At 43.8% G+C, this 13,181-nt stretch carries 8 protein-coding genes; 3 read left to right on the top strand and 5 right to left on the bottom strand.

The genetic code is table 11. The annotated features are described in order from the left end of the window. Positions 1-33: 33 nt before the first annotated feature. The 5 genes from DWW52_RS13950 to DWW52_RS13930 form a co-directional block, all read right to left on the bottom strand. Positions 34-414, bottom strand: a complete 381-nt coding sequence (locus DWW52_RS13950) for a TraR/DksA C4-type zinc finger protein (RefSeq protein ID WP_018338122.1) — start codon at positions 412-414, stop codon at positions 34-36. Between the two features lie 95 nt (positions 415-509). Beyond that, positions 510-3,938, bottom strand: coding sequence for an isoleucine--tRNA ligase (gene ileS / locus DWW52_RS13945; protein ID WP_118716174.1), 3,429 nt, complete (start codon positions 3,936-3,938; stop codon positions 510-512). 347 nt (positions 3,939-4,285) lie between these two features. Beyond that, the gene (locus DWW52_RS13940) at positions 4,286-6,001 is read right to left on the bottom strand and encodes a hypothetical protein (protein ID WP_118716116.1); all 1,716 of its coding nucleotides are present in this window, start codon (positions 5,999-6,001) and stop codon (positions 4,286-4,288) included. Between the two features lie 24 nt (positions 6,002-6,025). Continuing rightward, positions 6,026-7,180, bottom strand: coding sequence for a glycosyltransferase family 2 protein (locus DWW52_RS13935; protein ID WP_118716115.1), 1,155 nt, complete (start codon positions 7,178-7,180; stop codon positions 6,026-6,028). A 19-nt stretch (positions 7,181-7,199) separates the two neighbouring features. Next, positions 7,200-8,459 (bottom strand): aspartate kinase, encoded by a 1,260-nt coding sequence (locus DWW52_RS13930; protein ID WP_118716114.1) that lies wholly within the window; start codon positions 8,457-8,459, stop codon positions 7,200-7,202. A 187-nt stretch (positions 8,460-8,646) separates the two neighbouring features. Here DWW52_RS13930 and DWW52_RS13925 point away from each other — a divergent pair, with 187 nt between their 5' ends. The 3 genes from DWW52_RS13925 to fbp all read left to right on the top strand — a co-directional run bounded on the left by DWW52_RS13925 (position 8,647) and on the right by fbp (position 13,125). Next, a complete protein-coding gene (locus DWW52_RS13925; protein WP_118716113.1) occupies positions 8,647-9,579 on the top strand; it encodes an Rpn family recombination-promoting nuclease/putative transposase in 933 nt (310 codons plus the stop codon). A 454-nt stretch (positions 9,580-10,033) separates the two neighbouring features. Then, positions 10,034-11,734, top strand: a complete 1,701-nt coding sequence (locus DWW52_RS13920) for a fimbrillin family protein (protein WP_158582604.1) — start codon at positions 10,034-10,036, stop codon at positions 11,732-11,734. Positions 11,735-12,105: 371 nt separating this feature from the next. After that, positions 12,106-13,125: a class 1 fructose-bisphosphatase gene (gene fbp, locus DWW52_RS13915; protein ID WP_118716111.1), complete on the top strand. Its 1,020-nt coding sequence runs from the start codon at positions 12,106-12,108 to the stop codon at positions 13,123-13,125. Positions 13,126-13,181 lie beyond the last annotated feature (56 nt).

Below are 13,181 nucleotides of genomic sequence, written 5' to 3'. Positions count from 1 at the left end.
AAAATTTAAAAGGGACTCTTAATCGCATCGCGATTAAGAGTCTTGTCCCATTTTCGCGTCCATACTCAATGTTGCATGAGGCACGGCGCGTAATCTTTCCTTAGAGATCAGTTTCCCGGTAACCCGGCAAATCCCGTAAGTTTTATTTTCTATTCTAACTAATGCAGCTTCCAAATGGGCAATAAATTTTGCCTGCCTTTGAGCTAGCCGACCGGCTTCTTCTTTGGAAAGAACAGATGCTCCTTCTTCCAATACTTTGAAAGTAGGAGACGTGTCGGCAATGTCATTCCCGTCGCTACCGGAGATCGAAGCTTTCAGCACCTCGTAATCTCTTTTCGCTTTTTCGAGTTTCTCCAGAATCAATTCTTTGAATTCCTGTAACTCTTCGTCCGAATATCTCGTCTTCTCTGACATAGTTGTAAAGTTTTTGTCTAAGTTAATAAAAAAATCCGTTTTGTAACCTTTCCTGTGTGGAAATATCCACTTTTACTTGTAACAGGGGATAGAAGTTACATTCTTTGGATTTTAATAAACGTTTGTATATCGTCGATTTCGATGTTCTGGACATCGCCCTCGGCTTTATCTACTAGCGTAACGCTCTCTGCCAGAACCTGACTGGCGATATATGCCTTAAAGTTCTCGACAGCCTCGTTGATCTCTTTGTGTTTTCCGATGCGGAGATCAATTTTGTCCGTCACGTTAAAATTACTTTCTTTTCTCAGGTTTTGAATCCGGTTGATCAACTCCCTGGCGATACCTTCTTCACGCAATTCTTTCGTGATATTGATATCCAGAGCCACGGTAAGACGTCCTTCGTTAGCCACGAGCCAACCCGGTATGTCTTCCGAGAGTATTTCCACGTCTTCCAGTGTCAATTCCAAAGTTTCCGTTCCAATCTGCAAAGAATAAGTTCCTTGTTTTTCGAAATTGTAAATATCATTTTGGTTCATTTCGGCCACGAGAGCGGAAATCTGTTTCATGTATTTACCGTATTTTGGGCCTAATGTCTTGAAGTTCGGTTTGATCTTCTTGATCAATATACCTGCGGTATCGGTGATATACTCGATCTCTTTCACGTTCACCTCCGACAGGATGATGTTTTTCACGGCATCCAATTGGATGGTCATATCTTCGTTCAAGATCGGGATCAACAGTTTGCACAACGGTTGTCTTACACGGATTTGAACCTTACGTCTCAGGCCAAGTACCATGGAAGATATTTGTTGAGCCATGTTCATGCGCTCTTCCAATTGCTTGTCGATCATGGATTCGTTGGCAACCGGGAAATTCACCAAATGCACGTCCACGGTGTAGCGTCCAGTCACGTTATTCAGATCTTTGAACAAGCGATCCATGTAGAACGGGGCGATCGGGGACGACAATATGGCCACGGTTTCCAAACAGGTATATAACGTCTGGTAAGCCGACAGCTTGTCTTTCGTTTGTTCGCCTCCCCAGTAACGTTTACGGGAAAGACGCACGTACCAGTTCGACAAGTTCTCGATCACGAACTCCTGTATTGCCCGTCCTGCACGTGTCGGTTCGAATTTCTCGTAAGCCTCGGTTACTTCCTTGATCAAGCTGTTGAGCAGGGAAAGAATCCAGCGGTCGATTTCCGGTCTTTCGTTAAACGGAACTTCCGGTTCCGCGTACGAGAATTTATCAATATTGGCGTACAAGGCAAAGAATCCGTACGTGTTATATAACGTTCCGAAGAATTTACGTTTTACTTCTTCCACCCCGGTGATATCGAATTTCAGGTTATCCCACGGTTGAGAGTTCGTGATCATGTACCAGCGTAGCGGGTCGGAACCTTGTTTCTCGATCGTGTCGAAAGGATCAACGGCATTTCCCCAACGTTTGGACATCTTGTTTCCTTTGGCATCAAGAACCAATCCGTTGGAAATAATATTTTTGAAGGCCACGGAGTCGAATACCATCGTGGCGATAGCATGCAACGTGAAGAACCAACCGCGGGTTTGATCCACTCCCTCGGCGATGAAATCGGCCGGGAAATGGGTCCGGTTGTCGATCAGTTCTTTATTCTCGAACGGGTAGTGTACTTGAGCGTAAGGCATAGCTCCCGAGTCAAACCAGACGTCGATCAGGTCTTTTTCGCGAATCATCCGTTGTCCCGTGGGGGATACCAGTATAATATTATCCACATACGGGCGATGCAGGTCGATTTTCTCGTAGTTTTCTTTAGAGTAATCGCCTACCTTGAAATCCTTGAACGGGTTTTCGGTCATCACGCCTGCCTCTATGGCTTTTTCGACTTCTTCCACTAATTCCTGTACCGAACCGATACATTTTTTCTCCAAACCGTCCTCGCTGACCCATATCGGGAGGGGTGTACCCCAGTAACGAGAACGCGAAAGGTTCCAGTCTACCAGATTCTCCAGCCATTTACCAAAACGGCCTTCACCCGTGCTGGCTGGTTTCCAGTTGATCGTTTTGTTCAACTCGATCATGCGGTCCCGTACGGCAGTTGTTTTGATAAACCAGGAATCCAACGGGTAGTAAAGTACCGGTTTATCGGTTCTCCAGCAATGCGGGTAATTATGTTCGTGTTTTTCAACCTTAAACGCTTTGTTTTCCCGTTTTAACAGGATGCTCAGGTCAATATCGAGTGTCGTGTCATTTTCCGTCAGGGTCGGATCGTAAGCATTCTTCACGAAACGTCCGGCGAATTCACAGTACAAGTCCATGTTGACATTGTTTTTCAGGAATTCTGGGTCGATATCGTCCGGCAGGAACAACCGTCCGCGTTTGTCGACCATGGGTTGTTTATTTCCTTCTTTATCAAGAAGTAGCATGGGGGCGATCCCCGCAACTTTGGCTACCCGGTCGTCATCCGCCCCGAAGGTCGGCGCGATATGCACGATTCCGGTACCGTCTTCCGTGCTCACGTAATCACCGAGAATTACCCGGAACGCGTCGCCCACGGGCTTCATCCAGGGTAAAAGTTGCTCGTAGCGCATACCCTCCAGTTCGGTCCCTTTGTATTCGGCAATCACCTGATAGGGGATTAGTTTATCACCTTCCTTGTAATCTGCCAAGGCGATATCTTCCGCTTTTTTATTAAAATAAGCGCTGAAACGGTCTTTGGCCAGAATCAGGGTTACCGGACGGAACGTGTAAGGGTTGTATGTCTTCACTTCCAGGTACGTGATATTCGGCCCGACAGCCAATGCCGTGTTGGATGGTAATGTCCACGGGGTAGTCGTCCACGCGGTGAAGTAAACTTCATCACTGTGAGCGAATAATTTCTCGGATTTTTCATCCCGAACGACTTTGAATTGAGCCACGCAAGTCGTGTCTTTCACATCCCGGTAACATCCCGGCTGGTTCAACTCGTGGGTGCTCAAGCCTGTTCCCGCGGCGGGAGAATAGGGTTGTATCGTGTATCCTTTGTAGAGGAAACCTTTGTTGTATAATTGTTTTAACAAGTACCAAAGGGTTTCGATATAACGATTGTCATACGTGATATACGGGTTGCTCATGTCTACCCAGTATCCCATTTTGTTCGTTAAATCTTCCCATTCTTGGGTGAACTTCATCACGTCTGCGCGGCATTCTTTGTTATAATCGGCCACGGATATAGTTTTCCCGATATTTTCTTTCGTGATACCGAGTTTCTTTTCCACACCTAATTCAACGGGTAACCCGTGGGTATCCCATCCCGCTTTCCGTTCTACGAGAAATCCTTGTAAAGTCTTGTATCTGCAAATAATATCCTTAATAGTTCTAGCCATTACGTGGTGAATACCCGGCATTCCGTTTGCCGAAGGGGGACCTTCGAAAAAGACAAACGAGGGATGCCCCTCTCGAATCTTCAAGCTTTGCTCGAATGTGTTGTTTGTTTCCCACTCCTTCAGAACTTCTTTATTTACCTGAGAGAGATCCAAACCTTTGTACTCTTGGAATTTTTTGTCCATCGTGACTCTTACTTTAAGATTACTAATTTGCACGTTTTTAAAATCAAGTTGCAAATATACCATTTTTTTCTCATTTCTATCTATTGATAGAATTGAATTTACATCAAGTGATTTTAAGTTGTATGTGCGGGATTTTTCAAAGGAGGCAGGGGGGGATTTATGGTAATTCAATAGTAATCCTCTCGTGTAACTAGGGTAATCCTACCCCTCCTTCGTAGCTTCCTCGAAGCATCCTCAAAGCTTCTCCACCGCCAGATGATGGAGCTTCGGGGAAGCTTCGGGGGTGCTACGAGAGAGGGATATTATTACCCTATTATTACCTTTGGATAACTTATAAAATAGGAGCATTATTTCTTTTCCGCGTTCGGGAAAAATTGAAACACGAGTGTCGGGAGTTGTTTGGCCGTGTTTTTACCAACTTGGATAAGTGGCCTGAAATGATCCGGGTATTGTTTGACCATGGGATAAACGGTGACATACCCGTGACGGAACCATCGGTCGATGATCACGTGGGAAATTTGTTGTTTCTTGAATCGTTCGAAAAGTTCTTCCGGCTTTGCATACTGGGGGAAAGAAGTAGACTTCCGGCCCCCGGAGAAGAGATAGAAAAGCTCCGGCTTCCGGCAAGCGATACGAGCATCTTCGGGTAGATTTTTCTTACACCAGTCAATGGCATAAATGTATTCGATGAAAGCGGGATCCGCAATTCTTTCGTTCCATTGCCTGAATGTTGCGAAGTTCTGTTGGGGCTTCAAGGCTTTCGAGTAGTGCGGGAACATGAAAAAAACAAGAAGCAGGATCAGGCCTCCCGCAGGAATGAGTTGTTGGTACTTGGCGAGAGGCATTTTTTTCGTGATGAAATTTATAAGTTCGAGGCAACCGTTCAAGAACAGGAAAATGAACAGGGGGATAATTCCGATGAAATAGCGATGTCCCCCGTATTGTTCCGGCCAGACCATAAGTACCGCCATGGTGATACCGATGTACAGGAATAAAAGGAGTTGCAGTTTTTTCAGCGTGATTAACCCGAGAAGAACGATGGCCAAGATGCAGATCCCTTGGATAATGCCGGAACGGGTCACGGATTGTTCTAATTCCGGGTTATCAGACACGATTGCCGAGGGAATCCATTTGCCCACGTAACTGGTTAAGTTGTTTTCAACGCGTTCGGTCCAGTCCGAGAATGTGGTCATGGTTTCGCCTTTAGGCTTCTTTTTGAAGTCTTTAAGGTAGTCGCTTCCGGTGACACCGATACTTTTGTTGCGCATATCCCATGCGGTTTTTGCCCCGGCGAAGGACACGATGACAATGCCTAAAATGATCAGGTGACTGAATAGAGCCTGTTTGTTTTTTATCTGTTGGGAAAGATCTGCATGCGTGCGTTTACTTTTAAAAAAGGTGATACTTTTTTTTATGCAAATAATTCCGAAGTAAATAATAACAGCAAGAATGATAGAGGTACCCATGGTCCGGACGAAATAGATGTAATTCAAGCCGATAATCATTAAAATAAAGTAAATGATTTGAGAGCGGGGGCGATGCTTGTCGAACAGGTGATCCGTATTGATAAGCGAGATCAGGTACAGAACCCCGATCGTGAGAAACGTGAATAACATTTCGCTCATCACGATCGTGGAGTAACGTAATAGAGCCTGTTGCATACAGCACAACAAGCAGGTTGACAAAGCGAGTAATAAATTGCCGGAAAGCTTCTTCGTGAGGAAGAAAAGAAGTAAAATGGATAACCCGAATAACACGCCGTTCGCGATTTTTAAAGCCGAGTAGGAATGGGTGAAAAGCATGATTCCCGCGTTAAACAGGGGATATCCCGGGGGGAAATGGGAGTGGGGAGTCTCTTCAAAAAATATGATATCCGTGTAGCCTTTTCCTGCGGCTAGGGCTCTGCCGAGAGCGTAATAATAGACGTTGTCCCCGTTCAAGTCCGGTTTGAAATCAAATATATTCAAATAATTAATGATGAAAGAACAAATGATAATTGCCAGGCATAGATATGTAAGGTTCTTGTTATTCAAATATTTCGTGTAGAATGTATTTGTACTCATGTGCCGGTAATTTATGGGTATATTTTATTTGTGCTTGATGTTGAGAATATGCAGGAAAAAACTGGAAAATATGAATTGTAATCCGAGTATTAGCAAGGTGACCGACGGGATGGTGAGCCGCATGGTCTGGGACGGGATTAGCGGGCCGAAAGCGTGTGTACCCCATACTCTTACGGCTAATATTGAACCGATGATTCCTAATGCGATCATGATGGAACCAATAACTAATCCTTTTTCCAGGGTAAATTTACTGAGAATTTTACTCTTGTTGTTTTCTGCCGGCATCATTCCCGAATTCGTGGCGTAAGTTTGGGTGAAGAGTGCGGTCGCGATGATCTGTACGCCGAGGATCGTGAACATGGCCCCGTACAGCATGGTATGAATGTCCAGCGTGATATCATGAATATGGATCGGCCCGATAGAGAGTGTGCAGAGTATGATCAGGCCGAGGATTGTCAGGAAAATCCCCGGGTAGAGGAATAACCATTTCGGGCAATAGATAAGTAAAAATTTCAGGTGTCTCCAACCGTCATGCCAACTGCGTAAATGGGGAGCCCGGTTACGCCCGTCCGGGGAAAGGGTGGTCGGGACTTCCGTGATGCGTAAATGGTTTATCGTGGATTTCACGACCATTTCGCTGGCGAATTCCATTCCCGTGGTGATGAGGTGCAAGGATTCGATGCTTTCCTTGCGGAAACCTCGTAAGCCACAGTGGAAATCCCCGATGTCGCTTCTGTACAGTATCCGCCCGATGCCCGATAAAACCGGGTTGCCGAGATATCGGTGCAACGGGGGCATGGCGCCTTTGGCGATACCTCCTTTGAAGCGATTCCCCATGACAAGCTCGTAACCTTCTTCCAGTTTCTCGACAAAAGGCCTGAGCGACAGGAAATCATAACTGTCGTCAGCATCCCCCATGATGATGTACTTTCCTTTTGCAGCATGAATTCCCCCGATCAACGCGCTCCCGTATCCTTTTTCGGGAATGTCCACGACGCGGGCACCGTGTTCTCGGGCTATCTGTTGAGAGCCGTCCGTGCTTCCGTTGTCGGCAATCAACACTTCCCCTGAAATTTGTAACTCGGCGATGCTTTTTTGGGCTTTCGTGATGCAGGTTGCTAATGTTTCTGCCTCGTTAAGACAGGGCATCAGTACGGTTAACAGTATTTCTTGCTCCATGGTCGGGGAAGATTGATTACTAAATATGGTTTCTTAACACGAATTGGGCCGTTGTCCGGCTGCGTTGTTCTACCAGTGTGGGGGAGTCGCCAATGATCTCCCGGATGATCTCGTCGTTATAATGGCGAATCGTGATTAATTTCACGTTCTGGTTGTATCGGACTTCGAATTCTTCCTGGAGTTGTTCCAGAAATGTGTTGAAGACAGCACTGTTGCAGTCGATGCAAAACGAGAAGCTGATAGCAGAATTTTGCATCAGGTTCAATTTCAATTTATATTGTGCCAGAATGGCAAAAATATGACTTAATTTTTCTTCCGCGATAAAGGAAAAATCTCTTGGCGTGAGAGTCAACAGGCATTGGTTTGCTTTGTTGATATAGATCGGGGGTAATTTCAGATGTTCGTCGATCTCTTGAATCACGGTTCCCGTGGATTCCGGATGTAAGAATGATCTCACGTAGAGAGGAATCTGTTTGTTCTGGATCGGTTTTATCGTTTTCGGGTGAATAACCTTCGCCCCGAAATGGGATAGCTCGATGGCTTCCTTGTATGACATTCGGCTGATCACTTGTGCTTTGTCGTATTCTTTCGGGTCCGCGTTCATCACGCCGGGTACGTCTTTCCAAATGGTTACATCCTCGGCATTTAACAGGTTAGCCAGAAGGGCTGCCGTGTAATCCGATCCCTCGCGTCCCAGAGTGGTGGTTTGGTTGGTGCGGGTTCCGGCGATGAAACCTTGGGTTACGAATACGGGAGCCGTGTTGAAGTCAAAGGCTTCCCGGCAGAGCTGTCCGGAGAGTTCCAGGTCAATGTTGGCATTCCGGTAATTCTGATCGGTTTTCAAGTATTTCCGGATGTCAATGAATTGATTGTCGATACCTTCCATTTTCAAGTAATCGGAAATGATTGTCGTGGAAATTAATTCTCCGAAACAGATGATACGATCGTATTCATAATCGTAGCATAGTGAGGATTCACTTGATAGAATGTTTTCCAGATTTGTGAATAACTCCTCCAGGTGCTTGTAGACTTCATCATTTAACGGGAATAACGAATCGACAATCGCCAAATGAAAGCTTTTTAGTTCCTTCATGATAGAAGCGACTTTCGGGTCTTTGTGGAAATAAGCGTTACATAGCGTTTCCAGTAAATTCGTGGTTTTGCCCATGGCGGAAACGACCACGACCAACTGCCCGTGTTGATGGTGTACGATAGAAGAGAGGTTTTTCACTCCCGCGGCGTCTTTCACGGAAGCGCCTCCGAATTTGAATACTTTCATGTAAGTTCTTATTAACGAGTAACACAAAACAAAAGTATATCTTAAATTGTAAAATACAAAATAAGATGAGTGATCGTTCAAGGTTAATGCGTTTTAGCATGTTAATACTGAAATGAAATGACGAAAGGAATTAGAAAGTGGAAAAATAATTCTACCTTTGTAAGAAGTGTATTAAAATATTCCACTTATGGACATCAAAGATAGATATATTCGTTTCGACTGGGCGATTAAGCGCCTGCTAAGAAATAAGGCAAATTTTGGAGTACTGGAAGGGCTTCTCACTGTGTTGCTTGGCAGGAAGATTCGTATTATTGACATTCTTGAAAGCGAGGGTAACCAACAAGATGAGAATGATAAGTTCAATCGCGTGGATGTCAAGGCCCGTGATAGTGATGATGAAATCATTATCGTCGAAATACAGATTACTCGTGAATTGTATTATCTTGAACGGATTCTATATGGAGTAGCGAAAGCTATCACGGAGCATATCGAATTGGGACATATTTATTCCGAGGTAAAAAAAATCTACTCTATCAGTATCTTGTATTTTGATATTGGCAAAGGTGATGATTATTTGTATCACGGGCAGAACTCTTTTGTTGGGGTTCACACGGGTGATTTTTTGCAGGTGACGGCCAAGGAGAAGGATGTCATCGTGCGTAGACTTCCGTCCGAGATTTTTCCCGAATATTTCTTGATTCGCGTAAATGAATTTGATAAAGTGGCCATGACCCCGTTGGAAGAGTGGATTGATTACCTGAAGAATGGTCATATCCGTCCTGACACGAAAGCCCCTGGGTTGAGCGAGGCTCGCCAAAAGTTGGTCTATTATAACATGGACACAGCCGAGCGTGAAGCCTATGACCGTCATGTAGATGCGATTATGATTCAGAATGATGTGTTAAGTACGGCTAAATTAGAAGGATTACTTGAGGGGAAAGCTGAGGGGAAAGCTGAAGGAAAAGCTGAAGGAAAAATGGAAGGAATGATAGAGGGGAAGGCTGAAGGAGAAAAAGAAAAGGCATTAGATATCGCTCGAAAATTGAAATTAAAGGGAATGTCTATGGCAGATATCATGGAACTTACCGGGATAACACGAGAAGATATTGACTCCTTGTAAAGGATTAGCAATTGTAAGATATAAAAAAACTCCCACCAAAGCGGGAGTTTTTGTTTTATAGGATATTTATTGTCAAGGAGAAATGAGTAAAATAGGTTTTCTTGGGGCGATAAAGATAATAATGTAGCTTTTTCATTGATTTTTTTGATTTAATTGTCTAAATTTAAACTCCAATAAACGATCCTTTTTTGATTAGTCAATATAAATGCTCATGATAAAATTATCAAATCACGTAAGTGTTTAATAATTAACGAGAAATGAAAAATGGGGTTTGTTGTCCAGAGAGTAAATTTATGGATACAATAAAAGGATCGTTAGATAATATTTTTTATTTTAAGTGTGTGCACTGTTAAGTGTTTGGTGTTTAATAAATAAATCTGGAAAGGAGGATCTCATTTTTGTCTTGCAAATGTTCGTGGTTGTATAATTAGTAATGAATATTAATTCAATGATTATGAGGTGTATAAATGTATTATTGATGATAATTCTATTCTGGGGGTGTAATCGAGCATTATCAGAAGACGTGAATGAACAAAAGATTTCCTTTCGTTCTAATATTCAAGAGACACAGGTTGTTAATATGGGTCGGGCTAGTTTTGATAAGGGGGGCGGCGTGCATCTTTACATAGTGGAACGAACCGAGGAAGATGTGGCAATGTTTCCGGCAAGTGAAGATTTGTGTGAAATGGTTTGTGGTGATGCTGGGAGTTTATCGTTTGCAGATGGACAAGAGCATTATTATCCGGATATGCCGATAGATGTATACGGATATTATTGGAAAAAAACTCATTCGGCCCCGCAAGATTTGGTGAGCGTACCTGTTAGTGTGAATGCGGATCAATCTACCCCGGAATTTTTGAATGAATCGGATTTCTTGTATCTTAAGGCGGCAAACGGTTATGTGAAGGATGTGGCTCCTATCAGATTGGAATTTAATCATTTGTTTTCGAAATTGGTTATTAATTTCACCACGGAAACTCCTACAACAGTTATTTTGGGTGATCTCGAAGAAGTGAAATTGAATAATGTGGTTACAACCGGAATTTTAAACATGGGTACGGGGGTTTTGGCAAATGGAGAGACGGTTGATGATATACAGATGCAAGCGATCCCCAACACGTCTGTTGTTATTTTTCCTCAAGAAAAACAAGATAACGATATGATAATTTCTTTTAAATTCACGGGTAATGATAATCCTAGTGAAGCGATACTTCCTTCAATGACGTTTGAGCCGGGAAAAGAGTATGTATATACATTGAAAGTGAATGATTATCCGGGACTTGGGCCTACCAAAGAATTGTTCTTGGTTTCGATAAAGGACTGGGAACAAGTGCAGGTGGGTGAAATTCTTGTAGAAAAAGGGGAGAAGGCCAGAGTGATGTTGACGAAGGTGGTCAAGGGGATTGCGATTACTAAAGCGGATTTGTACATGTCTTCAGGAGGAATAGTGCGTAAGGTGAAAAATATTGTGGTGACAAATAATCAGATGGAATTTGTTTTTCCTCGGACAGTGGAGGGAGGGACATTACAATTAGATAGCGCGTGTTTCTACACCGAAACGGGTGAAAAATTCGCTTATTGTTTCACGGACATAACGTTGAAAGGGAATAATCACGACGAGGTTACCTTGACGATACCTAAGGTGGGGGATGCGTGGATGGGCGGAACGGTCTTTGTCGTGGGGAAAGTGACGGGATATGATGAAACGACTTCTTCTTTTAAGACTGACATCACGGGAATCAATGCTTACCGGGGACGGGTTGTGGCAAGTGTTTCATTAGGTTCAAAAGCGTGGTGCGAGTCGAGTGCCAAAGGAAAAAATTCTTTAGTGGGGGCGAGTAGTAGATATGATGGGATGATAAATTTGAAGGCTGTGGAAACTTTTGCGGCTAGTAATGGCGAAACTCTTGATGCGTATCCTGCTTTTAAAGCTTGTAAAGATTTGGGTGAAGGGTGGTATTTTCCGGCATTGGATGAGATTAGATGGATTGCTCTACATAAAGAGGAATTAAATTTAAACATGGAAGTTAAAGCGTATGGGAGTTCAATGGAGAAGTCAGTTGTTGATTATGTGGGAATTACATCGAGCATTACGAGTGATAATCTCACTACAAAATATGGACCATCAGCAGTTTGGCCAGTTCGGGCTTATTGACGCAACTTCTTGTGTTAAATCAACGTAATGTCATGAAATGTCGTTATTTGTCCGGGGTGAAACGTCATGTCCGGGGATCATAACGATGTTATCTCTGTTCTTTAAGAGTTAGGGGTGAATTCCCGTAGTGTTTAGGGAGAGATAAGGCATCAAAGACGTTTCAAAGACGCTTCATTTACGGTTTATAGCCGTTTGGGAACTGTCTTTGCTCTATTGGGGAAGTGTTTGTGATTTCTTTATGGAGTCTTATCACTCCCTAAACACGGCTTGAATACATGAGGATTTGAAAGTGTGAAGTGGAATAAAACCCGCAAACCTTTTAAATTAAAGATTATAACTTTATATTTGCAAAAAAATTAAAACACAAAACCATGATAACGCATAAAGTTACAACTTTAAATCAATTTATTATTGAACGGCAAGCCGAGATTCCCGGAGCTACGGGAGAATTCTCACGACTTTTGCACCATATTGGTATTGCAGCCAAGAAAGTTCACCGGGAAGTAAATAAGGCCGGTTTGGTAGATATACTTGGCAAAGTGGGTTCAATTAACGTGCAGGGAGAGGACCAACAGAAGTTGGATGTCTATGCCGACAAAACTTTTATGGATGAGTTGAGGGCGAGTGGCGAGTGTTGTGGGGTTGCAACCGAAGAAAATCAGGATATTGTTGTTTTCGAGGAAGGGTTGAGTAAAGACGGAAAGTACATTATATGTATGGACCCGCTGGACGGATCGTCGAATATTGACGTGAATGTTTCTGTAGGTACCATATTTTCTATTTATAAACGTATTTCTCCGATCGGGGAACCGCTTATGATGGAAGATTTCTTCCAGCCGGGAACGGAGCAAGTGGCTGCCGGGTACGTGATCTACGGGTCGTCAACCATGTTGGTGTACACTTCCGGTAACGGGGTAAACGGGTTCACGTTGGATACTTCTATCGGTGAATTCTGTTTGTCTCACCCGAATATGCAGACACCGGAAATGGGTAAGATATACTCTATCAACGAGGGGAATTACGTGAATTTCCCCGTGGGAGTGAAGAAATTCATTAAATATTGTCAGGAGAAGGATGAGGCTACGAATCGCCCGTTCACCTCTCGTTATATCGGGTCATTGGTGGCCGATTTCCACCGGAATATGTTGAAAGGTGGGGTGTTCCTTTACCCGCAGACGAGTTCACACCCGACCGGGAAATTGAGATTGTTGTACGAGTGCAACCCGATGGCGTTTATCGCCGAACAGTCCGGGGGACTGGCCACGGACGGGGAGAAACGGATTCTGGAGATAAAGCCGGAAGCCTTGCACCAGCGGGTGCCGTTGTACACGGGCTCGCGGAAGATGGTACAGAAGGTACAGGAGTTTCTGACATTCTTCAATAATATCTAGAAACGAAAACTTCAAATGGATGATTGTAACCGCGATCATCCATTTGAAATTAAAGA

Origin of the sequence: Odoribacter sp. AF15-53, from assembly GCF_003479425.1 — a bacterium.
Classification (GTDB): Bacteria; Bacteroidota; Bacteroidia; order Bacteroidales; family Marinifilaceae; genus Butyricimonas.
Note: the sequence above shows the minus strand (reverse complement) of the source record. Positions and strands in the feature narration are given on the sequence as shown.

What these genes read in the sequence shown, in the direction of transcription:
- DWW52_RS13950 (WP_018338122.1), bottom strand. Translation starts at nt 414, where the DNA reads ATGTCAGAGAAGACGAGATATTCGGACGAAGAGTTACAGGAATTCAAA.
- ileS (WP_118716174.1), bottom strand. Translation starts at nt 3,938, where the DNA reads ATGGACAAAAAATTCCAAGAGTACAAAGGTTTGGATCTCTCTCAGGTA.
- DWW52_RS13940 (WP_118716116.1), bottom strand. Translation starts at nt 6,001, where the DNA reads ATGAGTACAAATACATTCTACACGAAATATTTGAATAACAAGAACCTT.
- DWW52_RS13935 (WP_118716115.1), bottom strand. Translation starts at nt 7,180, where the DNA reads ATGGAGCAAGAAATACTGTTAACCGTACTGATGCCCTGTCTTAACGAG.
- DWW52_RS13930 (WP_118716114.1), bottom strand. Translation starts at nt 8,459, where the DNA reads ATGAAAGTATTCAAATTCGGAGGCGCTTCCGTGAAAGACGCCGCGGGA.
- DWW52_RS13925 (WP_118716113.1), top strand. Translation starts at nt 8,647, where the DNA reads ATGGACATCAAAGATAGATATATTCGTTTCGACTGGGCGATTAAGCGC.
- DWW52_RS13920 (WP_158582604.1), top strand. Translation starts at nt 10,034, where the DNA reads ATGAGGTGTATAAATGTATTATTGATGATAATTCTATTCTGGGGGTGT.
- fbp (WP_118716111.1), top strand. Translation starts at nt 12,106, where the DNA reads ATGATAACGCATAAAGTTACAACTTTAAATCAATTTATTATTGAACGG.